The 26,261-nt window shown below is 66.2% G+C and carries 29 protein-coding genes, 1 tRNA gene, 1 other RNA gene and 1 pseudogene; 6 read left to right on the top strand and 26 right to left on the bottom strand.

From position 1 onward, the window contains the following. Window positions 1-4 precede the first annotated feature (4 nt). The 16 genes from EDC25_RS00160 to tpiA all read right to left on the bottom strand — a co-directional run bounded on the left by EDC25_RS00160 (window position 5) and on the right by tpiA (window position 14,895). Window positions 5-1,519, bottom strand: coding sequence for an NADH-quinone oxidoreductase subunit M (locus tag EDC25_RS00160; protein WP_132577150.1), 1,515 nt, complete (start codon window positions 1,517-1,519; stop codon window positions 5-7). Window positions 1,520-1,526: 7 nt separating this feature from the next. Continuing rightward, window positions 1,527-3,548 carry an NADH-quinone oxidoreductase subunit L gene (gene nuoL / locus EDC25_RS00155; RefSeq protein WP_123521897.1) on the bottom strand — a complete coding sequence of 674 codons (2,022 nt, stop codon included), beginning with the start codon at window positions 3,546-3,548 and terminating at the stop codon, window positions 1,527-1,529. 73 nt (window positions 3,549-3,621) lie between these two features. After that, a complete protein-coding gene (gene nuoK / locus EDC25_RS00150; protein ID WP_123521898.1) occupies window positions 3,622-3,927 on the bottom strand; it encodes an NADH-quinone oxidoreductase subunit NuoK in 306 nt (101 codons plus the stop codon). Further along, window positions 3,924-4,541, bottom strand: a complete 618-nt coding sequence (locus tag EDC25_RS00145) for an NADH-quinone oxidoreductase subunit J (RefSeq protein ID WP_377599451.1) — start codon at window positions 4,539-4,541, stop codon at window positions 3,924-3,926. The genes nuoK and EDC25_RS00145 overlap by 4 nt, the downstream gene beginning before the upstream one ends. 94 nt (window positions 4,542-4,635) lie before the next feature. Then, window positions 4,636-5,124 (bottom strand): NADH-quinone oxidoreductase subunit NuoI, encoded by a 489-nt coding sequence (gene nuoI, locus EDC25_RS00140; RefSeq protein ID WP_123521899.1) that lies wholly within the window; start codon window positions 5,122-5,124, stop codon window positions 4,636-4,638. Window positions 5,125-5,128: 4 nt separating this feature from the next. Then, the gene (gene nuoH / locus EDC25_RS00135) at window positions 5,129-6,190 is read right to left on the bottom strand and encodes an NADH-quinone oxidoreductase subunit NuoH (protein ID WP_123521900.1); all 1,062 of its coding nucleotides are present in this window, start codon (window positions 6,188-6,190) and stop codon (window positions 5,129-5,131) included. Then, window positions 6,187-8,523, bottom strand: coding sequence for an NADH-quinone oxidoreductase subunit NuoG (nuoG, locus tag EDC25_RS00130; RefSeq protein ID WP_132577149.1), 2,337 nt, complete (start codon window positions 8,521-8,523; stop codon window positions 6,187-6,189). Before nuoG ends, nuoH begins: the two co-directional genes overlap by 4 nt. Continuing rightward, window positions 8,520-9,854 (bottom strand): NADH-quinone oxidoreductase subunit NuoF, encoded by a 1,335-nt coding sequence (gene nuoF / locus EDC25_RS00125; RefSeq protein WP_123521935.1) that lies wholly within the window; start codon window positions 9,852-9,854, stop codon window positions 8,520-8,522. The genes nuoG and nuoF overlap by 4 nt, the downstream gene beginning before the upstream one ends. A gap of 8 nt (window positions 9,855-9,862) precedes the next feature. Beyond that, a complete protein-coding gene (gene nuoE, locus EDC25_RS00120) occupies window positions 9,863-10,390 on the bottom strand; it encodes an NADH-quinone oxidoreductase subunit NuoE (protein ID WP_123521901.1) in 528 nt (175 codons plus the stop codon). A gap of 52 nt (window positions 10,391-10,442) precedes the next feature. Next, complete coding sequence (locus EDC25_RS00115) at window positions 10,443-11,693, bottom strand: NADH-quinone oxidoreductase subunit D (protein ID WP_123521902.1); 1,251 nt, start codon at window positions 11,691-11,693, stop codon at window positions 10,443-10,445. A 1-nt stretch (window position 11,694) separates the two neighbouring features. After that, window positions 11,695-12,420, bottom strand: a complete 726-nt coding sequence (locus EDC25_RS00110; RefSeq protein ID WP_123521903.1) for an NADH-quinone oxidoreductase subunit C — start codon at window positions 12,418-12,420, stop codon at window positions 11,695-11,697. An 11-nt stretch (window positions 12,421-12,431) separates the two neighbouring features. Beyond that, window positions 12,432-12,995 carry a NuoB/complex I 20 kDa subunit family protein gene (locus tag EDC25_RS00105; RefSeq protein WP_205984950.1) on the bottom strand — a complete coding sequence of 188 codons (564 nt, stop codon included), beginning with the start codon at window positions 12,993-12,995 and terminating at the stop codon, window positions 12,432-12,434. After that, on the bottom strand, window positions 12,992-13,348 hold the full coding sequence (locus tag EDC25_RS00100; RefSeq protein WP_123521905.1) for an NADH-quinone oxidoreductase subunit A: 357 nt from the start codon (window positions 13,346-13,348) through the stop codon (window positions 12,992-12,994). The genes EDC25_RS00105 and EDC25_RS00100 overlap by 4 nt, the downstream gene beginning before the upstream one ends. Before the next feature lie 246 nt (window positions 13,349-13,594). After that, a tRNA-Leu gene (locus EDC25_RS00095) sits at window positions 13,595-13,679 on the bottom strand. A gap of 21 nt (window positions 13,680-13,700) precedes the next feature. Next, window positions 13,701-14,114: a preprotein translocase subunit SecG gene (gene secG, locus EDC25_RS00090; RefSeq protein ID WP_123521906.1), complete on the bottom strand. Its 414-nt coding sequence runs from the start codon at window positions 14,112-14,114 to the stop codon at window positions 13,701-13,703. Between the two features lie 25 nt (window positions 14,115-14,139). Then, a complete protein-coding gene (tpiA, locus tag EDC25_RS00085) occupies window positions 14,140-14,895 on the bottom strand; it encodes a triose-phosphate isomerase (protein ID WP_123521907.1) in 756 nt (251 codons plus the stop codon). Between the two features lie 178 nt (window positions 14,896-15,073). Here tpiA and EDC25_RS00080 point away from each other — a divergent pair, with 178 nt between their 5' ends. Further along, entirely contained in the window at window positions 15,074-15,919 is an 846-nt protein-coding gene (locus EDC25_RS00080) for an SDR family NAD(P)-dependent oxidoreductase (protein WP_240639641.1), read from the top strand. Between the two features lie 30 nt (window positions 15,920-15,949). Here EDC25_RS00080 and lolD read toward each other — a convergent pair whose 3' ends face one another. The 9 genes from lolD to EDC25_RS00035 all read right to left on the bottom strand — a co-directional run bounded on the left by lolD (window position 15,950) and on the right by EDC25_RS00035 (window position 22,377). After that, a complete protein-coding gene (gene lolD, locus EDC25_RS00075; protein ID WP_123521909.1) occupies window positions 15,950-16,651 on the bottom strand; it encodes a lipoprotein-releasing ABC transporter ATP-binding protein LolD in 702 nt (233 codons plus the stop codon). Beyond that, window positions 16,644-17,894 (bottom strand): lipoprotein-releasing ABC transporter permease subunit, encoded by a 1,251-nt coding sequence (locus EDC25_RS00070; RefSeq protein ID WP_123521910.1) that lies wholly within the window; start codon window positions 17,892-17,894, stop codon window positions 16,644-16,646. The genes lolD and EDC25_RS00070 overlap by 8 nt, the downstream gene beginning before the upstream one ends. 56 nt (window positions 17,895-17,950) lie before the next feature. After that, window positions 17,951-18,409, bottom strand: coding sequence for a protein YgfX (locus EDC25_RS00065; RefSeq protein ID WP_132577148.1), 459 nt, complete (start codon window positions 18,407-18,409; stop codon window positions 17,951-17,953). After that, the gene (locus EDC25_RS00060; protein ID WP_123521936.1) at window positions 18,357-18,557 is read right to left on the bottom strand and encodes an FAD assembly factor SdhE; all 201 of its coding nucleotides are present in this window, start codon (window positions 18,555-18,557) and stop codon (window positions 18,357-18,359) included. Before EDC25_RS00060 ends, EDC25_RS00065 begins: the two co-directional genes overlap by 53 nt. Window positions 18,558-18,756: 199 nt before the next feature. Continuing rightward, window positions 18,757-19,542, bottom strand: a complete 786-nt coding sequence (locus tag EDC25_RS00055) for a succinate dehydrogenase iron-sulfur subunit (protein WP_123521912.1) — start codon at window positions 19,540-19,542, stop codon at window positions 18,757-18,759. Between the two features lie 42 nt (window positions 19,543-19,584). Then, window positions 19,585-21,375 carry a succinate dehydrogenase flavoprotein subunit gene (sdhA, locus tag EDC25_RS00050; RefSeq protein WP_123521913.1) on the bottom strand — a complete coding sequence of 597 codons (1,791 nt, stop codon included), beginning with the start codon at window positions 21,373-21,375 and terminating at the stop codon, window positions 19,585-19,587. 4 nt (window positions 21,376-21,379) lie between these two features. Next, on the bottom strand, window positions 21,380-21,775 hold the full coding sequence (gene sdhD, locus EDC25_RS00045; RefSeq protein WP_123521914.1) for a succinate dehydrogenase, hydrophobic membrane anchor protein: 396 nt from the start codon (window positions 21,773-21,775) through the stop codon (window positions 21,380-21,382). Next, window positions 21,775-22,155 carry a succinate dehydrogenase, cytochrome b556 subunit gene (sdhC, locus tag EDC25_RS00040; RefSeq protein WP_164484015.1) on the bottom strand — a complete coding sequence of 127 codons (381 nt, stop codon included), beginning with the start codon at window positions 22,153-22,155 and terminating at the stop codon, window positions 21,775-21,777. The genes sdhD and sdhC overlap by 1 nt, the downstream gene beginning before the upstream one ends. 63 nt (window positions 22,156-22,218) lie before the next feature. Next, complete coding sequence (locus EDC25_RS00035; RefSeq protein WP_123521916.1) at window positions 22,219-22,377, bottom strand: DUF1674 domain-containing protein; 159 nt, start codon at window positions 22,375-22,377, stop codon at window positions 22,219-22,221. A 257-nt stretch (window positions 22,378-22,634) separates the two neighbouring features. Between EDC25_RS00035 and ygfZ the strand changes: the two genes are divergently transcribed. The 3 genes from ygfZ (at window position 22,635) to ssrA (ending at window position 25,227) form a co-directional block, all read left to right on the top strand. Then, on the top strand, window positions 22,635-23,483 hold the full coding sequence (ygfZ, locus tag EDC25_RS00030) for a CAF17-like 4Fe-4S cluster assembly/insertion protein YgfZ (protein ID WP_164484016.1): 849 nt from the start codon (window positions 22,635-22,637) through the stop codon (window positions 23,481-23,483). Between the two features lie 486 nt (window positions 23,484-23,969). Further along, a complete protein-coding gene (locus EDC25_RS00025) occupies window positions 23,970-24,470 on the top strand; it encodes a hypothetical protein (RefSeq protein WP_123521918.1) in 501 nt (166 codons plus the stop codon). Between the two features lie 403 nt (window positions 24,471-24,873). Further along, window positions 24,874-25,227, top strand: a transfer-messenger RNA (tmRNA) gene (gene ssrA, locus EDC25_RS00020). 350 nt (window positions 25,228-25,577) lie between these two features. On the opposite strand, the gene EDC25_RS00015 is transcribed toward ssrA, so the two are convergent. Next, window positions 25,578-25,757, bottom strand: a complete 180-nt coding sequence (locus tag EDC25_RS00015) for a hypothetical protein (protein ID WP_240639644.1) — start codon at window positions 25,755-25,757, stop codon at window positions 25,578-25,580. A gap of 146 nt (window positions 25,758-25,903) precedes the next feature. Here EDC25_RS00015 and EDC25_RS00010 point away from each other — a divergent pair, with 146 nt between their 5' ends. After that, window positions 25,904-26,128: a transposase gene (locus tag EDC25_RS00010; RefSeq protein ID WP_123521919.1), complete on the top strand. Its 225-nt coding sequence runs from the start codon at window positions 25,904-25,906 to the stop codon at window positions 26,126-26,128. A 12-nt stretch (window positions 26,129-26,140) separates the two neighbouring features. Next, window positions 26,141-26,261: pseudogene (locus EDC25_RS14840) on the top strand (IS630 family transposase); the annotation flags it as partial.

Raw genomic sequence — 26,261 nt, 5'->3', positions numbered from 1 at the left:
GACCTCAGAGTTTGGAGTCGAGCAGCAACTGCGCGACGTGGGCAATCGAGTTGTCCATCAGCGCAGTCAGGGGTGCCGGCCAGATACCGAACAGCAGCACGGCCGCGGCGAAGGCGCCGAGCACCACCGCCTCGCGGGCGTTGATGTCGGTCAGCTGGCGGACGTTGTCGTTGCCGATCTCGCCATACATGACGCGGCGGACCAGCCACAGCGTGTACGCGGCGCCGAGGATCAGCGTCAGCGCGGCCAGCGCGGCGATCCAGAAGTTCGACTGGAACGCCGCCATGATGACCATGAACTCGCCGACAAAGCCCGAGGTGCCGGGCAGGCCGCTGTTGGCCATCGCGAACAGCACCATGAACACGGCGAACCATGGCATGACGTTCGCGACGCCGCCGTAGTCGCCGATCATGCGCGTGTGCATGCGGTCATACAGGACGCCGACGCAGGAGAACATCGCGCCGGAGACGAAGCCGTGCGAGATCATCTGCACCATCGCACCGCTCAGCGCCAGCTGGGCGCCATCGACATTGCCATGCTCGCGCATCATCGCGAAGGCGATGAAGATGCCCAGGGTCACGAAGCCCATGTGCGACACCGACGAATAGGCGATCAGCTTCTTCATGTCCTGCTGCACCAGGGCCACGAAGGCGATGTACACCACGGCGATCAGGCTCAGGGCGATGACCAGCCACGCCCATTCATGGCCGGCGTCGGGAACGATCGGCAGCGTGAAGCGCATGAAGCCGTAACCACCGATCTTCAGCATGATCGCAGCCAGCACCACGGAGCCGCCGGTCGGCGCCTCGACGTGCGCGTCCGGAAGCCAGGTATGCACCGGATACATCGGCACCTTGACCGCGAAGGCCGCCAGGAACGCGAAGAACAGCCAGCTCTGCGTGTTCAGGTCGAGCCCGTCCAGACGCGAAAGCGTGTGCAGATCGAACGTGCCCGCCTGCAGGTACAGGTAGATCAGCGCGACCAGCATGAACACCGAGCCGAGGAACGTGTAGAGGAAGAACTTCAAGGTCGCGTAGACGCGCCGCGGTCCGCCCCAGATGCCGATGATGATGAACATCGGGATCAGCATGCCTTCGAACAGCACGTAGAACAGCAGTGCGTCGAGCGCGCAGAACACGCCGATCATGAAGCCTTCGAGGATCAGGAAGGCGGCCAGGTACTGGTGCGGGCGCTCCTTGATCGATTCCCACGCACCCAGCACAACCAGCACGGTGACGAAGGTCGTCAACAGCACCAGCGCGACCGAGATGCCATCCACGCCGAGCGCGTACTGCGCGTCGATGGCGGGAATCCAGGCATGGCGCTCGATGAACTGCATGGTCTCGAGGCCGGTGGCGGTGGCGTCATAGCCCATGTACAGCGGGATCGACACCGCCAGCACGACAAGCGATACGACCAGGGCCAGCGGCCGGGCAAGGCGTGGGCCGGCGGCCAGCACGAGGATGCCGCCGAGGATCGGCAACCAGAGCAGGAGGGACAGCAGGGGCCAGGAAGTCATGATGTCGTTATCGGTTTGCGTACCAGACGAAACCGCCGAGCAGCACGAGCAGCCCGACGATCATCGCGAACGCGTAGTGGTACAGGAAACCCGTCTGGGCACGGCGAACCAGCGCGGCGACGCGGCCGACCAGCTTCGCCGAGCCGTTGACCAGGCCGTCATCGATCACCGCGACATCGGCGCCCTTCCACAGGCCGCGACCCAGCAGCAGGCTGCCACGCGCGAACACCGCCTGGTAGAAGGCGTCGACGTAGTACTTGTTCTCCAGCACCTTCACCAGCGGCGCCAGTGCACGGCGCGACGCCTCGGCCAGCTGCGGACGGAACAGGTAGACGAAGGTGGCCAGGCCGAAGCCGGCGACCACCAGCCAGAACACCGGCGTCGCGAAGGCATGCAGCGCGAACGCCGCCGGACCGTGGAAGTGCGAACCCACCTCGGCCAGCGTGTTGTTGGCATCGTTGACATGGATGGCGGTACCGAACCAGTCGCCGAACAACATCGGGCCGACCGTGAAGTAGCCGATCAGGATCGACGGGATCGCCAGCAGGATCAGTGGCAGCGTCACCACCCAGGGCGACTCGTGCGGCGCATGCGCCAGTACGCCCGGCGTGTGGTGATGGTCGTCGTGGTGGTCGGCGTGGCCATGGTGGGCCTCGACCTTGTAGCGCGGCTTGCCGTGGAAGGTCAGGTACAGCAGGCGGAAGCTGTAGAACGCCGTCACGAAGGCGCCGAGCAGGACGCACCAGTAGGCGTAGGTCGCGAACGGACGGTCGGCGTGCTTCACCGCCTCGATGATCGCGTCCTTGGAATAGAAGCCGGAGAAGAACGGCGTACCGATCAGCGCCAGCGTGCCGATCACCATGGTGATCCAGGTGATCGGCATCTTCTTGCGCAGCCCGCCCATGTAGCGCATGTCCTGCTCGTGGTGCATGGCGATGATGACCGAGCCTGCACCGAGGAACAGCAGCGCCTTGAAGAAGGCGTGGGTCATCAGGTGGAACACCGCCGCCGAGTAGGCGCTGGCGCCGAGCGCGACGGTCATGTAGCCCAGCTGCGACAGCGTCGAATAGGCGACCACGCGCTTGATGTCGTTCTGGACGATGCCGATCAGGCCGGTGAAGAAGGCCGTGGTCGCGCCGATGAACAGGATAAAGCTGAGCGCGAACTCGCTCATCTCGTACAGCGGCGACATGCGCGCCACCATGAAGATGCCGGCGGTGACCATGGTCGCGGCGTGGATCAGCGCGGAAATCGGGGTCGGGCCTTCCATCGAGTCCGGCAGCCAGACGTGCAGCGGCACCTGCGCGCTCTTGCCCATCGCGCCGACGAACAGCAGCAGGCAGATCACGGACACGACCTGGAACTCGCGGTCGCCGAGCAGCGGCATGGTGCGACCATCGACCAGGTGCGTGTTCTCGAACACGAAGGCGTAGTCGAGCGAGCCGAAGTAGTACAGCACGCAGCCGATGCCGAGCAGGAAGCCGAAGTCGCCGACGCGATTGACCAGGAAGGCCTTCATGTTGGCGAACACCGCGCTCGGACGCTTGAACCAGAAGCCGATCAGCAGGTAGGACACCAGGCCGACCGCTTCCCAGCCGAAGAACAGCTGCAGGAAGTTGTTGCTCATCACCAGCATGAGCATCGAGAACGTGAACAGCGATATGTAGCTGAAGAATCGCTGGTAACCAGGGTCCTCGGCCATGTAGCCGATCGTGTAGACATGCACCAGCAGCGACACGAAGGTCACCACGACCATCATCATCGCCGTCAGGCGGTCGACCATGAAACCGACATGGGCGCTGTAGCCACCAACGTCGAACCAGGTGTAGACATTCTGGTTGAACGGTTCGGCGGCGCCCCAGACCAGCTGGTGGAGCACGTAGAACGACAACGCGCAGGCGACGCCGACACCGGCGATGGTGACGGTGTGCGCGCCGGCGCGGCCGACCTGGCGCCCGAACAGGCCGGCGATGATGGCGCCCAGCAGCGGCGCCAGCACGATGGCAAGGAGAAGATTCTGGGAGATCACGTTCTGTCTCCAGGCGTGGGCGCCACGCAGGTTCGAAGCGCCCCGGTCAAAACACGGCGAGCGGTCATCCCGGTCATCCCTTCATGTCATCCAGTTCGGCGACGTTGATCGTCGACCGGTTGCGGAACAGCACCACCAGGATCGCCAGCCCGATCGCCGACTCGGCGGCCGCCACGGTCAGGATGAAGAAGACGAAAACCTGTCCGTCAATGGCGCCGAGGAACCGGGAGAACCCGATGAAGTTGACGTTGACCGCCAGCAGCATCAGCTCGATCGCCATCAACAGCACGATGACGTTCTTGCGGTTGATGAAGATGCCGGCGACGCTGATGCAGAACAGCGCGGTACCGAGCACCAGGTAATGGGCCAGCGAAATCATTGACGGACCTCCGGCTTGCCTTCGGACGGCATCTTCACGATGCGCACTCGATCGCTGGCCTTGACGCGGACCTGCTCGCCGATGTCCTGGTGCTTGGTGCCTGCACGGCGGCGCAGGGTCAGCGCGATGGCGGCGATGATGGCCACGGTCAGGATCACGGCGGCGATCTCGAAGCCGAAGACATGGTCGGTGAACAGCTTCATGCCGACCGCCTCGGTGTTGGAGAAGTCCTTGCCCGGGATGTCGGCCAGGCCGATGCCGGACATGCGGCGCACACCGATCAGCACCACCATCTGCATCAGCATCAGCACGGCGACGACGATGCCCACCGGCAGGTAGCGGATGAAGCCTTCGCGCAGTTTCTCTGTGCGCACGTCGAGCATCATCACCACGAACAGGAACAGCACCATCACGGCGCCGACGTATACCAGCACCAGGGCGATGCCGAGGAACTCCGCCCGCGCCAGCAGCCAGGTGCAGGCGGCGCTGAAGAACGTCAACACGAGGAACAGCGCCGCATGCACGGAATTGCGCACGCTGATCACCGCCAGCGCCGACGCCAGGCACAGGCCGGCGAAGGCGTAGAACGCGATCAGTTCAAGGTTGTCCACGATCAGGTCCACGAGCGCTCCTTTGCGGCGACGCCGGCTGCCGGCGCGCTGGCGCCGCTGTCTCGAAGGGTATCCAGCTTCGTCATCGTCCCGGCCCTCAACGGTACGGCGCGTCGAGCGCGCGCGCGGCGGCAATCTGCGCTTCGAAACGGTCGCCGATGGCCAGCAGCTGCGGCTTGGTCACGACATTCTCGCCGCGCTTCTCGAAGTGGTATTCGTGGATGTCGGTCTCGACGATCGAATCCACCGGGCAGGATTCCTCGCAGAAGCCGCAGTAGATGCACTTGAACAGGTCGATCTCGTAGCGCGTGGTGCGGCGGGTGCCGTCCTCGCGCATCTCCGAGTCGATCGTGATCGCCAGCGCCGGGCAGACCGCCTCGCACAGCTTGCAGGCAATGCAGCGCTCTTCGCCGTTCGGATAACGGCGCAGCGCATGCAGGCCCCGGAACCGGTGCGACTTCGGGATCTTCTCCTGCGGGTAGTGCATCGTGTACTTCGGCTTCACGAAGTAACGCAGGGTCACGCCCATGCCCTGGAGCAGCTCCAGCAGCATCAGGCTCTTGAGGTAATGCGTGAATCGTTTCATGGGGTCAGGCCTTCAACTGGACCAGCCAGCCGTAATGGACCATCAAGGCCACAACCAGGATCCAGACGATCGTGATCGGGATGAAGATCTTCCAGCCCAGGCGCATGATCTGGTCATAGCGGTAACGCGGGAAGGTCGCGCGCAGCCACAGGAAGCTGAACATGAAGAACACGACCTTGACCGCCAGCCACCACCAGCCATCGGCGCCCAGCACCGGCACGGTTTCCGGGAACGGCGACAGCCAGCCACCCATGAACAGGATCGAGGTCAGGAAGGAGATCAGGATCATGTTCGCGTATTCGGCGAGGAAGAACAGTGCGAATGCCGCACCCGAATACTCGACGTGGAAACCGGCGACGATCTCCGACTCGCCTTCGGCGACGTCGAAGGGCGCGCGGTTGGTCTCGGCGACGCCGGAGATGAAATAAACCAGGAACAGCGGCAGCAGCGGCAGCCAGAACCAGCTCAGCACGCCGCCGGCACCGTTCTGGGCGTGGACGATCGTGGTCAGGTTGAGGCTGCCCGCGGCCACGAGCACGCCGACCAGCGCGAAGCCCATGGCGATTTCATAGCTGACCACCTGTGCCGCCGAACGCATGGCGCCGAGGAACGCGTACTTCGAGTTCGAGGCCCAGCCGGCAAGGATGATGCCGTACACGCCCATCGACGTCATCGCCAGCAGGTACAGCAGTCCGGCATTGACGTCGGCCAGCACCACGCCGTCATCGAACGGCACGACCGCCCAGGCCGCCAGCGCCGGCGCCAGTGCCAGCAGCGGGGCCAGGAAGTAGAGGAAGCCGTGCGCGTTGGTCGGTCGCACCACTTCCTTGAGCAGCAGCTTGACGACGTCGGCGAACGGCTGGATCCAGCCGATGCCGAAGACCTTGCCGACGAACACCGGTCCGTGGCGGGCATGCATCCAGCCGAGGACCTTGCGCTCGAAGAGCACGTAGAAGGCCACGCCCAGCACCACCGGCAGGACGATCACGAGGATCTTGATCAGGGTCCAGACCAGGAGACCGAATGGACCCCAGGCCAGGAACAGTTCGCGCAACCAGTCGATCACGGCGCGGCTCCTTCGATACTCAGCGCGCCGGAAGCCGGCAGCTGCGATGTCGCTTCAAATCCGGCGTCGATGCAGACGGCGCCATCGGCAATCCGCGAATCGACGCTGACCGGGAGGACCGCATCGCCGCCAGCGCCACGGACACGCGCACGACCGCCGTCGGACAGGCCCAGGCGCATCGCGGTCCCGGCGCTGATGCGCAGGGCGGCCGACGTGGCGATCGGCGTCGCCTGCAGCGGGGCGGACCGGCGGACCACGGCGTCACTGCGATAGACCGGCAAGGCATTGACGCGCTCGACCGCGGCGGCCTCGGACGGCGCGGCGACGGCAAAGCGGTCGTCCGCCTGTGCTGCCTGCAGCGTTAGGCTGGCGCGCAGGCCGCCCAGGTCGGTGAACCCGAAGCCCTTGGCCTGCAGCAGTTCGGCCAGCGCACGCAGCGCACGCCAGCCCGGCTGCGCACTGCCCTGCAGCGCGCCGCCAGCGGTGGTCGTTTGCACCAGGCCATCGACATTGACCAGCGTCGCATCGATTTCCGGCAGCAGGCCGATCGGCAGGATGACGTCGGCAACCTGCTTCATGGCCTCGTCGGCATAGGCCGAGAACGCGATGACCCTGGCGGCGCCGAGCGCCTCCCGTGCGCGCGCCGGCTCGGCGAAGTCGAGCATTTCGGCGTTGTAAAGCACATAGGCCGGCAGGGGCTGCGCGAGCATGGCGGCGACATGGGCGTCGCCCTTCGACGGCACGGCACCCGCCTGCGCCAGACCGACGCCATTGCTGGCAACCGGCAACAGGTTGAAGGCAGCACCGGTGCTGCTTGCGACGAGTCGCGCCAGGGCACGCAGCTGCGAAGCCACGGCGGAACGGTTGGCATGGTCGCCGACGATGACGACGGCCGGACCACCATCGCGCAGCGCCTTGACCAGGTTGCGTTCGCCCTCGCCCGGCTTCGCCGAGGCGATCAGGCCCGCCAGCGCCTGCGGGGCGGCGGCACCGTCCAGTGCCGCCGCAGCGACGGCGGCGAGCTGCTGCACAAGTTTCGACGGCGCTGCGATGTGTTGGCTGGCCAGGTCGAAATACAGGTCGAAGGCGACCGGATTGACGGCATGCACCTGCGCGCCGGCCTTCCAGGCCTTGCGGATGCGATGGCCGAGCAGCGGCGCTTCGTGGCGCGGGTTGCAGCCGACCAGGAGAACGGTCTTCGCGCTCTCGATCTGCTCCAGCGGCATTTCGAAACCGGCCCTGGCGGCGTGCGTGCCGTCATCGGCGAAGTCGACCTGGCCGAGGCGATGGTCGATGTAGGGGCTGCCGAGATGGTCGGCCAGGCGGCGCAACAGAGCGCCTTCTTCGCACGACGTCGATCCGCCCACCAGGAAACCGGTGCGGCCGAGCGGCGCATCACGCAGGATGTCGGCAACGCGCTCCAACGCTTCCTGCCAGCCGGCTTCGCGCCAGCTGTCGCCATCGCGCAGCAGCGGCTGCGTCGCGCGATCGGCGCTGTACAGGCCCGCGTGCGAATAGCGGTCGCGGTCGGACAGCCAGTTCTCGTTGACGGCCTCGTTCTCGCGCGGCACGGTGCGCAGGACCTGGCCACGGCGGACATGGAGGAACAGGTTGGAATGCAGCGCGTCGTGGTAGCCCAGCGACGGTCGCGCGATCAGCTCCCAGGGACGCGCCTTGAATCGGAAAACCTTGTTGGTCAGCGCACCGACCGGGCAGACATCGATGATGTTGCCGCCGATTTCCGATTCGATCGACTTGCCGACGTAGGTGCCGATTTCCAGGTGCTCGCCACGGCCCATGCCACCCAGCTCGGTGGTGCCGGCGATTTCGCGCATGAAGCGCACGCAGCGCGTGCAGTGGATGCAGCGCGTCATGTCGGTGGCGATCAGCGGACCGAGATCCTCGTCGGCGACGACGCGCTTGCGCTCGACGAAGCGGCTCACCGAACGGCCGTAGCCCATGGCCACATCCTGAAGCTCGCACTCCCCGCCCTGGTCGCAGATCGGGCAGTCCAGCGGGTGGTTGATCAGCAGGAACTCCATGACATTGCGCTGCGAGCGCAGCGCCTTCTCGGAGCGCGTGAACACCTTCATGCCTTCCATCACCGGCGTGGCGCAGGCGGGCATCGGCTTCGGCGACTTCTCGACCTCGACCAGGCACATGCGGCAATTGGCGGCGATGGGCAGCTTCTTGTGGTAGCAGAAGCGCGGTACCGGGACGCCGACCTGGTCGGACGCCTCGATGATCATGCTGCCCTTGGGAACCGAGACCGGCTTGCCGTCGATCTCGAGGTTCACCAGGTCCTGCGGCTGCGGATTGGGTTGGGTGCTCATGCCGCCACTCCCAGCTTGTCGGCGACCATGGAACGCTTGTGGGTCACGTAGTACTCGAATTCATGCCAGAAGTGGCGCAGGAAACCCTGCACCGGCCAGGCGGCGGCTTCGCCGAAGGCACAGATGGTGTGCCCTTCGATCTGGCCGGCGGCCTCGCGCAGCATGCCGACGTCCTCGATGGTGGCCTTGCCTTCGACGATGCGCGTGAGCATGCGGTACATCCAGCCGGTGCCCTCACGGCACGGCGTGCACTGGCCGCAGGACTCGGCGTAGTAGAAGCGCGCGATGCGCTGGCAGGCGCGGACCATGCAGGTCGTCTCGTCCATGACGATGACGGCCCCCGAACCCAGGCCGGAACCGGCCTTCTGGATCGAGTCGTAGTCCATCGTGCATTCCAGCATGACGTCCGCAGGCAGCACCGGCATCGACGACCCGCCCGGAATCACCGCCTTCAGCTGGTTGCCGTTGCGCACGCCACCGGCCATGTCCAGCAGTTCGCGGAACGGCGTGCCCAGGCGGACCTCGTAGTTGCCCGGACGGTTGACGTGGCCGGACACCGAGAAGGCCTTCGGGCCGCCATTGTTCGGCTTGCCGAGGTTGAGGAACCACTCGGCGCCGTTGCGCAGGATCGCCGGCACCGAGGCATAGGTCTCGGTGTTGTTGATCGTCGTCGGCCGGCCGTAGAGACCGAAGTTCGCCGGGAACGGCGGTTTGAAGCGCGGCTGGCCCTTCTTGCCCTCCAGCGACTCCATCAGCGCGGTTTCCTCTCCGCAGATGTAGGCACCCGCGCCGAGTGCGGCGTAGATGTCGACGTCGATGCCGGAGCCGAGGATGTCCTTGCCCAGCCAGCCATGCCTGTAGGCGTCAGCCAGTGCCTGCTCGAAGTGCTCGAACGGCTCGTGGTGGAACTCGCCACGCAGGTAGTTGTAGGCGACCGTGGAACCGGTCGCGTAGCAGGCGATCGCCAGGCCCTCGACGACAGCGTGCGGATTGAAGCGCAGGATGTCGCGGTCCTTGCAGGTGCCGGGCTCCGATTCGTCGGAGTTGCACAGGATGTACTTCTGGCCCGGCGCCGTGCGCGGCATGAACGACCACTTCAGGCCGGTCGGGAAACCGGCGCCGCCGCGGCCACGCAGGCCGCTGGCCTTGACCTGGTCGACGATCGCCGCCGGATCCGTCTTTTCGGTCAGCACCTTGCGCCAGGCCTGGTAACCACCGGCCTTGAGATAGTTCTCGTAGCTCCACGGCGTGTCGTAGTGCAGCGTCGTGTAGACGACGTTGTGCTCCTGCGGCGGCGGGCCGACGGGACCGGTGGACTCGTGATGCGCCATGTCGATCCTCACTTCAATGCGTCGAGAATCTCATCGACCTTTTCGGGCGTGAGCTTCTCGTGGTAGTGGCCGTTGACCACCATCATCGGCGCGCCACAGCACGCGGCCAGGCACTCTTCCTCCTTCTTGAGGTAGACGCGGCCGTCGGCGCTGCTCTCGCCGAGCTTGACGCCCAGCTTGTTCTCGCAATGGCGGACGATGTCTTCCGCGCCATTGAGCCAGCAGGAGATGTTGGTGCAGATGGCGACATTGTTGCGGCCGACCGGCTGCAGCTCGAACATCGAGTAGAAGCTGGCCACCTCGTAGGCCCACACCGGCGGCAGGTCCAGGTACTTCGCCACCGCGGCGATCAGCTCGTCGCTGAGCCAGCCGCCGTTCTGCTGCTGCGCCGCGAACAGGGCCTGGATCACCGCCGAGCGCTTGCGGTCGGGCGGGAACTTGGTCAGCCAGTGGTCGATGTGCGCGCGCGTGGCGTCGCTGAGGACGACGTGCGGATCAACGTCCTTGACCTTGTCGAAATTGCCGGTTGCCTTCATGCCATCTCTCCGCGGTTCCCGCCAGCCGGGACCCGTGCCGCGCAACGCGCGTTCATCGATCCACCTCGCCGAACACGATGTCGTAGGTGCCGATCATCGCCACCACGTCGGACAGCATGTGGCCGCGGACGACGGCGTCCATCGAGGACAGGTGTGCGAATCCGGGCGGACGCAGCTTCAGCCGGAACGGCTTGTTGGCACCGTCCGAGACCAGGTAGGCGCCGAACTCGCCCTTCGGCGCCTCGACCGCGCAGTACACCTCGCCAGCCGGCACCGAGTAACCCTCGGAGAACAGCTTGAAGTGGTGGATCAGCGCTTCCATGTCGTTCTTCATTTCCGTGCGCGACGGCGGTGCGACCTTGTAGTTGTCGACCATCACCGGGCCCGGGTTGGCACGCAGCCAGTCCACGCACTGCTTGATGATGCGGTTGGACTCGCGCATTTCCGCGACGCGCACCAGGTAACGGTCGTAGCAGTCGCCATTCACGCCGACCGGGATGTCGAAATCGACGCGGTCATAGGCGGCATACGGCTGCTTCTTGCGCAGGTCCCACTCGACGCCCGAACCGCGCAGCATGCAGCCGGTCATGCCCCAGGCCAGCGCCAGTTCCGGCGAAACCACGCCGATGTTGACGGTGCGCTGCTTCCAGATCCGGTTGTCGGTCAGCAGCGTTTCGTACTCGTCGACCCGCTTCGGGAATTCCTGCGTGAACGACTCGATGAAATCGAGCAGCGAGCCCTCGCGGTTCGCGTTCAGGCGCTTCAGCTCCTTCGCGTTGCGCCACGGCGACTCCCGGTACTTCGGCATGGTGTCCGGCAGGTCGCGATAGACGCCACCCGGACGGTAATAGGTCGCGTGCATGCGCGAACCGCTGACCGCCTCGTAGCAGTCGATCAGTTCCTCGCGCTCGCGGAAGGCGTACAGAAAGATCGCCATCGCACCCAGGTCGAGACCGTTCGAGCCGATCCACATCAGGTGGTTGAGGATGCGCGTGATCTCGTCGTACATCGTGCGGATGTACTGGGCGCGGATCGGCACCTCGATGCCCATCAGCGTTTCGATGGCGCGCACGTAGGCATGCTCGTTGCACATCATCGAGACGTAGTCGAGGCGGTCCATGTAGCCGATCGACTGGTTGAACGGCTTCGACTCGGCCAGCTTCTCGGTGGCACGATGCAGCAGGCCAACGTGCGGGTCGGCGCGCTGGACCACCTCGCCTTCCATCTCCAGCACCAGTCGCAGAACGCCGTGCGCGGCCGGATGCTGGGGGCCGAAATTCATCGTGTAGCTCTGGATTTCCATATCAGCCCTGCCCTGCCCGGCGCTGTGCCTGCTCGGCGGAAGCGGTGGAATAGCGGGCGTCCTCGCGCAACACGCGCGGCACGCCGACGCGTGGCTGCACCGACGTCACCGGCTCGTAGACGACGCGGCCCTTGTCGGGGTCGTAGCGCACTTCGACGTTGCCGATCAGAGGGAAGTCCTTGCGGAACGGATGGCCGATGAAACCGTAGTCGGTCAGCAGGCGGCGCAGGTCGGGATGGCCTTCGAAGACGACGCCGTACAGGTCGAACGCCTCGCGCTCGAACCAGTTCACGCCCGGCCAGATGCCGGTCAGCGACGGCACCATCGGCAATTCGTCATCCGGCGCGAAGCAGCGGATGCGCAGGCGGGCATTACGGCTGACCGACAGCAGCTGCGCGACCACGGCGAAACGGCGCGGCTGGTTGACGCTTTCCGGGCGGTCCTCCCAGCGGAAGCGACCGGGACCGGTGCCTTCGACGCCACGGGAGAAGCCGCCGGAGCTGACGTCCGACACATCCCACTCGCCAGCGCCGTAACCCAGGTAATCAACGCCGCACAGGTCGACCAGCTGCTCGAAACCGAATTCGTCGCGCAGCACGCGCGCGACATCCAGCCAGTGCTCGTGGCCGGTCTCGAGCGTGACCTGGCCAACGGCCTCGGTGACGCGGACACGGTCCTGGAAATGGGCGACCAGGCGCTCGGCCAGGCTCGCGATCGCTTCGCTCACGTCCGTGCTCCTCAGCGCTTGAAGTTGTTGCTGCGGCGGATCTTCTTCTGCAGCTGCAGGATGCCGTACACCAGTGCTTCGGCAGTCGGCGGGCAGCCCGGTACATACACGTCGACCGGCACGATGCGGTCGCAGCCGCGCACCACCGAATACGAGTAGTGGTAGTAGCCACCGCCGTTGGCGCAGGAACCCATGGAGATCACCCACTTCGGTTCCGGCATCTGGTCATAGACCTTGCGCAGGGCCGGCGCCATCTTGTTCACCAGCGTACCGGCGACGATCATGACGTCGGACTGGCGCGGCGATGGACGGAACACGACGCCGTACTGGTCCAGGTCGATGCGCGAGGCACCGGCGTGCATCATCTCGACGCCACAGCAGGCCAGGCCGAACGTCACCGGCCACAGCGAGCCGGTACGCGCCCAGTTCACCAGCGCGTCCAGCGTGGTGGTGGTGTATCCCTCCTCGGCCAGGCGGCCATCGGGACGCAGGATGTCGTCGACGATGCCGTTCGGCTCGGGGTTGCGCCAGAAGGAGGTGCTGACCTCTGCATCGGGCGTGCGGTACGGGGTCATTCCCATTCCAGCGCTCCCTTCTTCCATTCGTAGATGAAACCGATCACCAGGATGCCCAGGAACACCGCCATCGCGACGATGGCCTCGATGCCGAGTGCGTCGAAGACCAGCGCCCACGGGAACAGGAAGGCGATCTCGAGATCGAAGACGATGAACAGGATCGCGATCAGGTAATAGCGCACGTCGAAACGCGAGCGCGCATCCTCGAAGGCCTCGAAGCCGCATTCATAGGGCGAACCCTTTTCGGCCTCCGGCTTTTTCGGCGCGATCAGCTGGCCGATAGCCAGCAATGCCAGTCCCAGGCCGGTGGAAACACCCAGGAACACCAGTATCGGGAAATATTCGCTTAGCACGTCAACCTCCGTGCCGGCACCGCCGACACATCAGCACTGGCCATCCCTGGCCGGGTGTCCTGTCCTCCAATGACAGGACAAATCGAAACCCTTCGCGGCCGGCTCGCGGCGCAGCACGCTGCGCGCCGGGGTCGCCATTCTGGAGTGCGACGGGGCACTCCGGACATCGCGTCGTCGCGCCTGCAGGGCAGCGGATCGAGACGCTCTTTATGACGTCGCCGCCTTGTGGGCGGCGACTTCTACAACTGGTGCGGATGGTGGGACTCGAACCCACACAGCTTGCGCCACTACCCCCTCAAGATAGCGTGTCTACCAATTCCACCACATCCGCAATGTTCAAGGATTCAAGGGATTACTGTTCCTGGGGTTCCGGAGACGGCTCCTCGACCACCGGCGCCGCCGGCGCCTCGTCAACGACCGGAGCCGCTGCCGCGGGGGCCGCCGGGACATCCGTCGCCCCTTCCGGTGCCAGCGGTACTTCGACGCCGGACATGACGCCCAGGTCGTCGCTCGGTGCATTGGCGACCAGGCCGGAGCGCTGCACGTACATCGCCATGCCGAGGGTCAGCACGAAAAAGCTGATCGCCAGCCACTTCGTCGCCTTGGTCAGGAACGAGGCCGCGCCGCGGGCGCCGAAGACCGTCGCCGACGCACCGGCGCCGAAACCCGAACCGGCGGAAGCACCCGCACCACGCTGGATGAGGATGAAGCCGATCATGAAGACCGCCAGCACCACATACAGCACCATCATCAGAGTGAAAATCATGTTCGTTCCAGTACTAGAATCCGGCTCAATCCCGTGCGGCATCCGCGATGGCGGCGAAGTCGGCGGCGACCAGCGAGGCGCCTCCGATCAGCGCGCCGTCGATGTCCTCCTGGCCGAACAACCCCGCGGCATTGTCGGGCTTGACGCTGCCGCCGTACAGGATTCTTAGCGAAGCGGCGATTCTAGCATCCTGCCGCGCGACTTCGCTACGCAGGAAGGCATGAACGGACTGCGCCTGATCGGGACTGGCGGTCAGGCCGGTGCCAATGGCCCAGACCGGCTCATAGGCGACGATCGCGCGCTCCAGCGCGGCGACCCCGGCCGCCTCCATCACCGCCCCCAGTTGCCGGCCGACCACCGTTTCGGTGGAGCCGGACTCGCGTTCAGCCCGGCTTTCGCCGAGGCACAGCACCGGCACCAGGCCGGCGGCCTGCGCGGCCATGAACTTGCGGGCGACCGTGGCATCGTCCTCGCCGTGAAGCTGCCGGCGTTCGGAGTGACCAACCAGGACATGCGTGCAGCCCGCCTCGACCAGCATCGCCGCCGACACCTCACCGGTGTAGGCGCCGCGGGCATGCTCGCTCACGTCCTGGGCACCGGTGGCGGCCTTCGAGCCGGACAGCCTGCCGGCGACGCCGGCCAGCAGCGTGAACGGCGGGAAGACGATGACGTCCAGGTGCGGACGTGCCTGCACGATCGACACGCAGGCCTCGGCAAGCGCGGCCGCCAGCACGCGGTCGCCATGCATTTTCCAGTTTCCGGCGATGATCTTCCTGCGCATCTCCGCACCCTGCGTTCGTCGGGCGCGAAGGTTACAGACTGCCGACGGGAAAGGGAACGCCGGAAAGGTGCTGGCCGTCCAATTCGGTTCGCGTGGTCGCATGGGCGCCGCAGGCCCGTGTGTGCCGCCGGCGTCGCAGCCTACAATCCGGATCGCTCACACACTGGAGGGACGCACCGTGTCGAACCACCCGCAACGCCGCCCGCTGGCACTGGTGACCGGCGCCTCCGCCGGCATCGGCGCCGCATTCGCCCGCGAACTGGCGTCCCGCGGCTACGACCTGGTGCTGACCGCCCGCCGTCGCGAGCGCCTGGAAGCGCTGGCGGCCGAACTGGAATCGGCGCATGGCAGCCATTCGACCATCCTCGTCGCCGACCTGAACCAGGCCGGGGCACCGGCGCAGATCGCCGCAGAGCTGGATGAGCGCGGCCTCGGCATCGACCTGCTCGTCAACAACGCCGGATACGGCATCCCTGGCCACCTGCGTGACCAGGACTGGCCGGTGCACCGCGATTTCCTGCAGATCATGGTGTCGGCACCGGTGGAGCTGGCCTGGCGCCTGCTGCCAGGCATGCTGGAGCGTGGCCATGGGCGCATCATCAACATCGCCTCGGTCGCCGGCCTGATTCCCGGCACCGCCGGCCATACGCTGTATGCCGCCTCGAAATCCTTCCTGGTGAAGTTTTCCCAGTCGCTGGCACTGGAATACCGCGGCCGCGGCGTCAACACCTGCGCCGTCTGCGCCGGCTTCACCCTGTCGGAGTTCCATGACGTCAATGGCGCGCGGCCGCTGATGAACCGTATGCCGAAGTGGATCTGGCTGCAGGCCGACCGCGTCGCCCGGGATGCGCTTGGTGCCGTGGAGCGCGGCCGGATCGTGCAGATCAGCGGGCTGCTCTACAAGACGATCTACCTGATGACCAAGTACCTGCCCGACTGGCTGCTGCTGCGGATGTCGGCGCGGCGATCGCGGCATTTCCGCGTCCAGGTGGCGCAGCCGCTGGCGGAACGGCAGGCGGACTGACGGCCGCCCTGCCCTGCTGGCGGCGCAAACTCAGGCCGCCGGCTGCAGGCGGCCTTCGCGCAGTTCGAGCACGCGCGCTGCACGCGCCGCCAGTGAACGGTCGTGCGTCACCAGCACGATGGCGGTGCCGATTTCGCGGTTGAGTTCCAGCATCAGCTCGTATACCGCGCCGGCATTGCGCGCATCCAGGTTGCCGGTCGGCTCGTCCCCGAGCACACAGGCCGGACGCGTCACCAGTGCGCGCGCGACCGCCGCGCGCTGGCGTTCACCACCGGACAGCTCGCCCGGCTTGTGCTCCATGCGCTGGCCCAGGCCGACCCGCTCCAGGAGGGTGCTCGCGCGCCGCCGCGCCGATGCCACATCGCTGCCGCCGATGACCAGCGGCATGGCGACGTTCTCCAGCGCCGTGAACTCCGGCAGGAGGTGGTGGAACTGGTAGATGAATCCCAGGGCGCGGTTGCGCAGGCGTCCGCGCGCGGCGTCACCCAGCCGGGTCATCGCTTCGCCCATGACCTGCACTTCGCCGGCGCTGGGTGTATCCAGTCCGCCGAGCAGGTGCAGCAGCGTGCTCTTGCCGGACCCGGAAGCCCCGACGATCGCGACGGTTTCCCCGGAATGCACTTCGAAATCGACGCCGCGCAATACCTCGGTGCGAATGCTGCCCTCGGAATAGGTCATCGACAGGCCGCGGCAGGCCAGGACGGTGGTGCCAGTCATCGCAGGGTCACTCATAGCGGAGCGCGGCGGCGGGATCGACGCGCGAAGCGCGCCACGCCGGATACAGGGTCGCCAATGCGGCGAGGATCAGCGCCACGACCGTGGTGGCGATGATGTCGGCCGCCTGCGGATCCGATGGCAGCGTGCTGATGTAGTAGATGTCCGGCGACAGGAACTGGCGATCAAGCACGCCTTCCAGCCAGCGCACCAGGCGCTCGACATTGAACGCCAGCGCCAGCCCGCCAGCCACGCCCAGGAGCGTACCGAAGACGCCGATGATCGAGCCCTGCACCATGAACACGCCCATCACTTCACGCGGACTCAGGCCAAGCGTGCGCAGGATGGCGATGTCGGCCTGTTTGTCGGTCACCAGCATCACCAGGCTCGACACCAGGTTGAAGGCGGCAACGGCGACGATCAGCGAGAGGATGATGAACATGACCATCTTCTCCATGCGCACCGCTTCGAAGAAGTTTGCGTTCTCCTGGCTCCAGTCGCGCACGCGGTAGAGACCCCCCAGCTGGTCGGCGAGGTCGCGGGCGACGTGCCAGGCCTGGAACAGGTCGGTGAGTTTCAGGCGCACGCCAGTGACCTGGTCACCCATGCGATACAGCCGCTGTGCGTCCTGCAGATGGATCATCGCAAGGCCGCGGTCGTATTCCTGCATGCCGGCCTCGAACACCGCCACGACCTTGAAGCTGCGCAGGGTCGGCATCGCGCCGACCGGCGTCGCCCGCACTTCAGGCGCGTAGACGGTGACGCGATCACCGACCTGGGCACCCAGCACCCAGGCCAGCTCCTGGCCGAGCACGATGCCGAACTCCCCTGCCTTCAGGCCGTCGAACCGGCCATGCTTGATCTGCCCGGCGATCTGCGACACCGAAGGCTCGCTGGCCGGATCGATGCCGCGGATGATGGCGCCGGCCACCTGCTGGCCCTGCAGCATGGCCTCGCGTTCGATGTAGGGCGCGGCGCCGACCACGCGGCTGTCGCCCTGCGCCGACGACATCGCGGCCTGCCATTCGGACGCGCCGAGCCCGCTGCCGACGCCGGAAATGGTCGCATGCGAGATCATGCCCAGAATGCGGGCACGCAGCTCCTTCTCGAAACCGTTCATCACCGACACCACGGTGATCAAGGCGGTGACGCCCAGTGCGATGCCGAGGACGGAAGCCGCGGAAATGAAGGAGATGAATCCGTTGCGCCGTTTGGCGCGCGTGTAGCGCAAGCCGATGCACAGGGCCAGGGGTCGAAACATGCGGCGAACGTTCCGGGATCGGGGGCGGCAGCTTAACGGAAACCCGGCGGTGCCCCCTACTTTGCAGTGTCCCCGCCCTGCCCGGATTCACGACCGAGCCGGATCCGCAGGCGCCGGAGGTCATCGGCATCGGCGCTGTCGGGCCACAGCAGCACCCGCAGGACCGCATCGCCGACGCGCAGCCGCAGCGCGATCAGCGGGCCGAACAGCCGTGATTCCTGCAGGGTCGCCGGCCGCTCCTTCCCGTCATCGCAGGCGATGCGCCAGCTTCCATCCGCGGACCATGACACCGCCGACCAGGAAGCCTGACGAACCCGACGGACGACCAGCGCCACGCATGCGGCGTAGATGAGCAGCGCGAGAATCCGCCCAGCCATGGGCCACCGGGCGAAAGCCAGTGCGACACCGGCCGCAACCACAAGCGTGAGAGTCAGCGCCCGCTGCCAGCGCGAGGGGCGATGCTCAATCCGGATGGATGGCGCGGAGGGCATCGATTTCCGCCGCCAGGTCGGCATCCCCGGGATGCTGGTGACCCAGACACCAGCGCCAGAGCTGGTCGTCCTCGCATTCCAGCAGGCGCTGGAAGCGAGCCAGCCCGTCGGCATCGCCCTGGGCGATGAGCGCGTCAAGCCTCGCATTGAAGAGCGCATCCAGCTCCTTCATGCCGCGGCGGCAGCGCCAGCGCAGGCGACCGATGTCGGCACTCACGCGACGATACCGTTGCCGGGCCGGTCCTGTCCGGCCTGAACTGATGCACAGGACGGGATACGGCAGCCATGGCCGATGCGAAGAGCGGGATCCCGCCTTCCCGCGGTGACCCCGATGCCTTTCATGACCACGACCCCAACGTTCATGCGTCCGCTCAGGCGCCCTGGCGCTCCACCAGCAACTGCTTGATCTCGCCGATCGCCTCGGCCGGATTCAGGCCCTTGGGACAGGTGTTGGTGCAGTTCATGATGGTGTGGCAGCGGTACAGGCGGAACGGATCTTCCAGCTGGTCCAGGCGCTCGCCGGTGGCTTCGTCGCGGCTGTCGACGATCCAGCGGTAGGCCTGGAGCAGCACGGCCGGGCCGAGGTAACGGTCGGAGTTCCACCAGTAGCTCGGGCACGCCGTCGAACAGCTCGCGCACAGGATGCACTCGTACAGGCCGTCGAGCTTCTTGCGGTCCTCCGGCGACTGCAGGCGCTCGCGCCCCGAAGGCGCCGGCGTTTCCGTCTTCAGCCAGGGCTGGATGGATGCATACTGCGCATAGAAATGCGTCAGGTCGGGCACCAGGTCCTTCACCACCGGCATGTGCGGCAGCGGATAGATCTTCACCTCGCCCTTGATCTCTTCCAGCGCCTTCGTGCAGGCCAGAGTGTTGCGGCCGTCGATGTTCATCGAGCACGAACCGCAGATGCCCTCGCGGCACGAGCGGCGGAACGTCAGCGTCGGGTCGATCTCGTTCTTGATCTTGATCAGCGCGTCCAGGACCATCGGACCGCAGGTGTCCATGTCGATCTCGTAGACGTCGGTGCGCGGATTCGCATCCGTGTCCGGATCCCAGCGATAGACCTTGAACGTGCGGACGTTGGTGGCGCCGGCAGGCGCGCGCCAGGTCTTGCCCTGGGTGATCCGGGAATTCTTGGGCAGCGAAAACTCAGCCATGGCTCAATCCTTGCATCTGGCTAGGCAGGCACGCGGCGGGCGTCAGTAGACGCGCGCCTTGGGCGGAACGGTATCGACTTCGTCGGAACCGGTCTGGAGATGCACCGGGCGGTAATCGATGGTGGTCTTGCCGTTACCGTCGATCCAGCACAGCGTGTGCTTCATCCAGTTGGCATCGTCACGCTGCGGGTAATCCTCGTGCGCGTGGGCGCCACGGGATTCCTTGCGATTTTCCGCGCAGGCCATGGTGACGACCGCCTGGCCGAGGAGGTTCTGCAGTTCCAGCGTCTCGATGAGGTCGGAGTTCCAGACCAGCGAACGGTCGCTGACGCGGACGTCCTGGAAGCTGTCGAACACGCGGCCGATGTTGCTGACGCCTTCGCTGAGCGACCTGGAGGTGCGGAACACCGCCGCGTCGTTCTGCATCGTCCGCTGCATGTCCAGGCGGATCTCGGCGGTGGCACGGCTGCCGTTGGAATGGCGCAGGCGGTCCAGGTTGTCCAGCGCCTTGTCGCAGGCCGAGGTCGGCAGCGGCTTGTGGCGCGCACCCGGCGTCAGCGTCGCGGCGCAGCGGTTGGCCACCGCGCGTCCGAACACCACCAGGTCCAGCAGCGAGTTGGAGCCCAGCCGGTTGGCGCCATGGACCGATACGCAGGCGGCTTCGCCGATCGCGTACAGGCCCGGCACCACCGCATCCGGATCGCCGTGGCGCAGCTGCACGACTTCGCCGTGGTAGTTGGTCGGGATGCCGCCCATGTTGTAGTGCACGGTCGGCAGCACCGGGATCGGCTGGCGCGTGGTGTCGACGCCGGCGAAGATCTTGGCGGTTTCGGAAATGCCCGGCAGGCGCTCGTGGATCACCTCGGCGCCCAGATGGGTCAGGTCGAGCAGGATGTGGTCCTTGTTCGGACCGCAGCCGCGGCCTTCGCGGATTTCGATGGTCATGGCGCGGCTGACCATGTCGCGCGGCGCCAGGTCCTTCACGCTGGGCGCATAGCGCTCCATGAAACGCTCGCCACTGGCGTTGCGCAGGATGCCGCCTTCGCCACGCACGCCTTCGGTGATCAGGCAGCCGGCGCCGTAGATGCCGGTCGGATGGAACTGCACGAATTCCATGTCCTGCAGCGCCAGGCCGGCGCGCAGCGCCATGCCGCCACCGTCGCCGGTGCACGTATGCGCCGAGGTGCAGGAGAAATAGGCGCGGCCGTAGCCGCCGGTGGCCAGGACCACGCCCTGGGCACGGAACAGGTGCAGCTCGCCGGTCGCCATTTCCAGCGCCAGCACGCCTCGGCAGGCGCCTTCCTCGTCCATGATCAGGTCGAGGGCGAAGAACTCGACGAAGAACTGTGCATCATGCGCCAGCGACTGCTGGTACAGCGCGTGCAGCATGGCGTGGCCGGTACGGTCGGCGGCGGCGCAGGTGCGCTGTGCCGGCGGGCCTTCGCCGAAGCGCGTGGTCATGCCGCCGAACGGACGCTGGTAGATGCGGCCATCCTCGGTGCGCGAGAACGGCAGGCCGTAGTGTTCCAGCTCGATGATCGCCGGGATCGCCTCCTTGCACATGTAGGCGATGGCGTCCTGGTCACCCAGCCAGTCCGAACCCTTGACCGTGTCGTAGAAGTGGTAGCGCCAGTCGTCCTCGCCCATGTTGCCGAGCGCGGCGGCGACGCCACCCTGCGCGGCCACGGTATGCGAGCGGGTCGGGAACACCTTGCTCAGGCAGGCGGTGTTGAAACCCTTCTGCGCCAGGCCGAAGGTGGCGCGCAGTCCGGCCCCGCCGGCGCCGACCACCACCATGTCGAAGTAATGCTCGTGGATCTTGTAGGCGTCCATGCGATCAGTTGCCCAATGCGATGCGGATGACGGCCAGGGTGGCCAACACGGCGCCGGCGACGGCGGCGAACTTCACGAGGATCTGGAGGGCGACCTCCATCCAGCGCGTGTGCACGTAGTCCTCGATCACGACCTGGAGGCCGAGCTGGGTGTGCCAGAACAGCGCGGCGATGTACGCCACCAGCAGCATGCCGGTGACCGGCTCGGCCAGTCGCGCGCGCGCCACGAAGGCATCCTGGCCGACGAGGCCGAGAATCACCCACACCAGCCACAGCGTCAGCGGCACCAGCGCGATGGCGGTGACACGCTGGATCCAGAAATGCCGGGTGCCGGAACGCGCCGAACCCAGGCCCTTGACGCGCTTCAGCGGCGTCAGCATGCGCTTGCCTGCAGCGGCCATCACAGACCTCCCCGTGCCAGCAACCAGACCAGTGCGGTCAGTACCACCGTGCCGATGACGACAATCCAGCCGGTGGCCTGCGAGCGCTCGCGCTCGAAGCCCCAGCCCATGTCCCACAGCAGGTGGCGGATGCCGCTCATCAGGTGGAACATCATCGCCAGCGTCCAGCCGAACAGGGCGAGCTTGCCGAGCGGCGAGCCGACGCAGTCCACGAACCGCTGGTACTGGTCACCACCGGCGGCCACTGCCATCAGCCACCAGACCAGCACGATCGCGCCCACTGACAGGGCGACGCCGCTGGCGCGGTGCAGGATGGACAGGGCCATGCTCAATGGCCATCGATACACCTGGAGGTGCGGCGACAGGGGACGCTCGCGCATGGGCAATACTCCGGCAGGAAGACGCGCCCATGTTCGGCAACACCGGCGGGCGAGCCTTGATCGTCAAAAATCGATACAGCGACCGTTCTTTTCCCAGTCCCCGTAGCGCGTCGGCTCCGGGCCTTTCCGGCCGCCATACTCCTTCGGCCGTTCGTCGACGACCTTCTCGGACTCGCTGGACGATTCCGGCTGGTTCTGTTCGCTGGACGGTGACTGATGCATTTCGGGGCTGGAAAAATCCCGTCTAGCCTACCGTTTACAGTGATTTACCGCAAGGCAACATGGCCCGACGAATGGGCGAAAGCCCTCCTCATGCCGGCGGCGGGATCGGCGTGAGGAGGGCGTGCGCGACGGGACCTGCCGGCTGCGGGCGAACCTGTTCCCTATCTTCCCGTCGCGATGAGCGGTGAGCCAGGCCAATCCGGGCAACACGCACGGATCCATCCGTCGAAGCAACCGGAATGATAGGCTCCCCGCCCATGTGTACACGCCTCCCAGACAGTGAAATCCTGCAGCTGAGCGGCGCCGATGCGGTCCCGTTCGCGCAGGCGCAGTTCATGAACAACGCCACCGCGCTCGCCGACAGCGGCTGGCATTGGAACGGCTGGCTCAATGCCAAGGGACGACTTGTCGCTTTCTTCGCCCTCGTCCGCGCGGACGCACAGACCCTGCTGCTGTGGTTGCCGGCAGGCGGTGCGGCCGCCCTCGCCTCGTCATTGCAGCGTTTCGTGTTCCGCGCAAAGGTCCGCCTCGACGCCACGTCGTCCTGGCAGGCAGCGGGCTGCTTCACGCCGCCACCGGCAGGCACGGGTGACATCGTGATCGACCTTCCCGGAGAAGATGCCGGGAGCAGGCGTTACCTGTGGCTGCACCAGTCCGGTTCCGGACCGGGTATCGACGAGTCAAAGGCCAGCCGCTGGCGGCTTGCCGACCTGCGCATCGGCGTGCCCTACATCAGTCCCGGGCAGCCCGGCAGCGAGCAGTTCGTCCCGCAATGGCTTTCACTCGATCGCCTGCATGCCTTCGATCTCAAGAAGGGCTGCTATCCGGGCCAGGAGATCGTCGCCCGCATGCACTACCTCGGCCAGAGCAAGCGCGCCGCGTTCGTGCTGTCAGGTCCAGGCGAGCCACCGCCGGCCATGACCCGGGTGACGGGTGACGGCGACACGGCGGCGGGGGAAATCGTCTGGGCCATCGGCGACAGCGAGGGCTGGCATGCGCTGGCCGTGATGTCGAAGGAACGGACCGAAGGACCGCTGCGCCTGGCGACCGGCGTCGCGGTCCAGATCGACACGTCACAGCCGGACCTGCGTCCCGCCGACGCATAGCTGCGACGCGCGCGCCCGGATTCCGGGGATTTCAACTGGCCCGGCACGCCTTACGAACAGGCGCGCTGGTGGAGCGGGCAATGGGCAGGCATCCCTGGCGACGGGGCCCCTTGCAGCCCGCCGCCACAGGACGTGGCCCGGAACCGCGCCCCTCGCATGCGGGACACCACCCACCAGATCGAAACCGGCACGCCATGGCCGGATCGGGACGCTGGCAGCCGGTCGGATCGCCAAAGCGAAACACCAGACGCCATGGCCCGAAGCCGCACTGACACCGAACGAGCTGTCGGCGCGCTAGGCTGGCTGCGGAACAATCCCCCTGCGGAATCCTTCAGCCCAGGCCACGAAAACGGCCCTGTCGCCCGTACCCCGCCCGGCCACCCATCCCGCCCCGATTCCCTCTTGCATACCCGAAAGTTTTGCGTATAGTTCGTACGACGAAATGCGTAGATCGTTTCGCCCGACGACACTCAAGGACCCAAGCGAATGAAGACCCGCTCCCTCATCCGGCCGATCGTGGCTGCCCTCGCCCTCCTGGCCTTCGCGTGCGGCGCACAGGCCAGCACGTTCGTGATCTCCGAAGACGAACTCAACCCGGACGTCTTTCCGGAGGTGGCTGATTTCATCCGTACCAACCTGGAAGGTCCGAACGTGCCCAAGGCCCTCACCGATGCCGAAAAGCGCATCGTGATGCGTTCGCTCGATACCCTGGAACGCCTGATTGCCGAAGATCCGGTCCGCAACCGCGCCCGCATCCGGACCGCGCAGGCGCGCGTCAACGCGACCCTGGCACCGGCGGTCGCCGGCACCGACGACGGCAAGTCGGATGTCGTGTGCCGCCGCGTGAAGCGCACGGGTTCCTCGATTCCCACCACGCAATGCAGGCCGCGTGACGCCCTGGCACGAGACAAGCGCAACGCCGACCAATTCCTCGACGATCTCGGACGCGCGCGTGCACTGCAGCTGGATCCCACCCGCGGAATGTGATCCCGCCGTTGCACCGGCCGGCAATGGCGGCTCTCCGCAGGACGCCGCCGCACGCTGGCACATCGCCCCTCCCTGTGAGGGGCGATTCCGTCCGGGCGCCCTGTTTTCCCAGCAGGCCGGCGACCGCACCCTCATCCATGGACCCTGCCGGCTTGCTGCTGCACCGTTCGCCATCACCCCGACGTTCCGCCCACCTGCAGGCCGCGCCCGACACGCCGTCCCGCTGATACTGAGCGCAACACGTCCACGCTGCGCGATGCTGCCCGTCCCCACCTGCACACCAGGGCGATGATGTGATCGGTATTGCGGAGCAACCCGGCCATGCCGGATGAACGCCTGCCTGCGACGCCGCACCGACCCCTTGCGGCACGCCAAGGCCGCCCCCATACTGGGATCACTGAACGGGGGCGACCTGGCTTCGACGGGGGTTGCAACACCGCTTGGTGCATGCCGAGGTCGTCACTCACCTCGTAAAGCAAGTGACAACACTTTAGTTGCCAACGACGACAACTACGCACTGGCCGCTTAAGGCCTAAGCCCCTGACCCACTCGTGCCTGTGCCTGTGGAGTCGGGGTCACTGTCACAGGACCGCCCGGGGCTGCCGCCTGTCGGCACCGGGTTAAACAAAGCAGGCTGGTCCGACGGTGCGCTTGGCGTGCTGTGTTGCCGGCGGATGAGATCAAACAGCACGACAAGCATGTAGTACCGAGGGTCGAGCGCTTTCGGACGCGGGTTCGATTCCCGCCGCCTCCACCAATAATGAAACCCCAACCGTTCTCGGTTGGGGTTTTTTCTTGCCCGATCGCGCCGACTCCCGCGTGTTCGCGGGGATTCCTGCGGAAGCCTGCGGACTTCGCCGGTCAGCTCATGGCCCCGTCCAGGACCACCTTCCACTCTCTCCTTGCCGTTTTTCTCTCCGGCCTCGCTCCCTGGAACTGGCCCGAAGTCCGCAAAGACCGCAACGAGGAGCCATACAGATCAACGGGTTACGCGCGGACGAATCAAGCGGTTGGATTGCAGCATTGGCAGGCGGAGGGAACAGGATCCGGGCAAGGAACAGGACATTTGGCCCGGCCGGGAACTTGCGGACCGGGTTCCAGGGATTTTCAAGCGGCGGCTCGGTTCAACGCTGCTCCCAAGGCGACCCGCAGCCGATCCACGATGGTGGGCAAGGGTTCAAGAGCAAGCTCGTTCTTCTTGATGAACGCCTGCCACAGAGCCTGCCGCGAGGGATCGTGCGCGAACTCATCCGTCAGGCCGACCGGCAACCCGGCGGGCACCGCCATGCCGCGCCGCTCGAAGGTGGCCTTGATCGCTTGGGCCAGCAGTGGGCTACCCCCGTTTCCCCGGACACATTAGATGGCAACATGTGTTCAGGAGGAAGTGATGGGAGCGAAGAAGAAAGTTCACCGACGAGTTCAAGCGTGAGGCAGTGAAGCTGGCCACGCAGCCCGGGGTGACGACCAGTGCGATTGCCCGGGAGCTGGGTGTAGAGCGCAGCGTGCTCAGCGCCTGGATTCGCAAGGTCGAGGAAGGCCGCTACGAGTCGAGCCCCGGCAAGCCGCTCAAGAGCGACAGCCAGGCCGAGAACGAACGGCTGCGGCGAGAGCTGGCACGGGTGAAGATGGAGCGCGATATCTTACTCATAAGTCAGTAAATTAGGGAACCAATGTCCGCCAGTGCTGTCCAACCCGACATGAAGAGAGACGGACGCAAGGTATCGCGAGCGGCGCTGGAAGAGATGCGTCTCATGGCACTGGATCGCATGCGCGAAGGCGAGTCGCCGGCTG

It is taken from the genome of Pseudofulvimonas gallinarii, from assembly GCF_004343305.1.
GTDB lineage: Bacteria > Pseudomonadota > Gammaproteobacteria > Xanthomonadales > UBA2363 > Pseudofulvimonas > Pseudofulvimonas gallinarii.
This window is presented reverse-complemented; position numbering and strand designations above follow the sequence as displayed.

Coding starts and splice junctions, on each gene's coding strand:
- EDC25_RS00060 (WP_123521936.1), bottom strand. CDS start 18,557: ATGAAGGAGCTGGATGCGCTCTTCAATGCGAGGCTTGACGCGCTCATC.
- EDC25_RS00105 (WP_205984950.1), bottom strand. CDS start 12,995: ATGACCCCGTACCGCACGCCCGATGCAGAGGTCAGCACCTCCTTCTGG.
- nuoE (WP_123521901.1), bottom strand. CDS start 10,390: ATGAAGGCAACCGGCAATTTCGACAAGGTCAAGGACGTTGATCCGCAC.
- nuoI (WP_123521899.1), bottom strand. CDS start 5,124: ATGAAACGATTCACGCATTACCTCAAGAGCCTGATGCTGCTGGAGCTG.
- EDC25_RS00015 (WP_240639644.1), bottom strand. CDS start 25,757: ATGGCGGTGCCCGCCGGGTTGCCGGTCGGCCTGACGGATGAGTTCGCG.
- ygfZ (WP_164484016.1), top strand. CDS start 22,635: ATGTGTACACGCCTCCCAGACAGTGAAATCCTGCAGCTGAGCGGCGCC.
- EDC25_RS00035 (WP_123521916.1), bottom strand. CDS start 22,377: ATGCATCAGTCACCGTCCAGCGAACAGAACCAGCCGGAATCGTCCAGC.
- nuoK (WP_123521898.1), bottom strand. CDS start 3,927: ATGATTTCGCTGGCCCATTACCTGGTGCTCGGTACCGCGCTGTTCTGC.
- secG (WP_123521906.1), bottom strand. CDS start 14,114: ATGATTTTCACTCTGATGATGGTGCTGTATGTGGTGCTGGCGGTCTTC.
- sdhA (WP_123521913.1), bottom strand. CDS start 21,375: ATGGACGCCTACAAGATCCACGAGCATTACTTCGACATGGTGGTGGTC.
- nuoF (WP_123521935.1), bottom strand. CDS start 9,854: ATGGCGCATCACGAGTCCACCGGTCCCGTCGGCCCGCCGCCGCAGGAG.
- sdhC (WP_164484015.1), bottom strand. CDS start 22,155: ATGCGCGAGCGTCCCCTGTCGCCGCACCTCCAGGTGTATCGATGGCCA.
- EDC25_RS00070 (WP_123521910.1), bottom strand. CDS start 17,894: ATGTTTCGACCCCTGGCCCTGTGCATCGGCTTGCGCTACACGCGCGCC.
- nuoG (WP_132577149.1), bottom strand. CDS start 8,523: ATGAGCACCCAACCCAATCCGCAGCCGCAGGACCTGGTGAACCTCGAG.
- lolD (WP_123521909.1), bottom strand. CDS start 16,651: ATGAGTGACCCTGCGATGACTGGCACCACCGTCCTGGCCTGCCGCGGC.
- EDC25_RS00115 (WP_123521902.1), bottom strand. CDS start 11,693: ATGGAAATCCAGAGCTACACGATGAATTTCGGCCCCCAGCATCCGGCC.
- EDC25_RS00025 (WP_123521918.1), top strand. CDS start 23,970: ATGAAGACCCGCTCCCTCATCCGGCCGATCGTGGCTGCCCTCGCCCTC.
- EDC25_RS00065 (WP_132577148.1), bottom strand. CDS start 18,409: ATGCCGACCTGGCGGCGGAAATCGATGCCCTCCGCGCCATCCATCCGG.
- sdhD (WP_123521914.1), bottom strand. CDS start 21,775: ATGGCCGCTGCAGGCAAGCGCATGCTGACGCCGCTGAAGCGCGTCAAG.
- tpiA (WP_123521907.1), bottom strand. CDS start 14,895: ATGCGCAGGAAGATCATCGCCGGAAACTGGAAAATGCATGGCGACCGC.
- EDC25_RS00160 (WP_132577150.1), bottom strand. CDS start 1,519: ATGACTTCCTGGCCCCTGCTGTCCCTCCTGCTCTGGTTGCCGATCCTC.
- EDC25_RS00055 (WP_123521912.1), bottom strand. CDS start 19,542: ATGGCTGAGTTTTCGCTGCCCAAGAATTCCCGGATCACCCAGGGCAAG.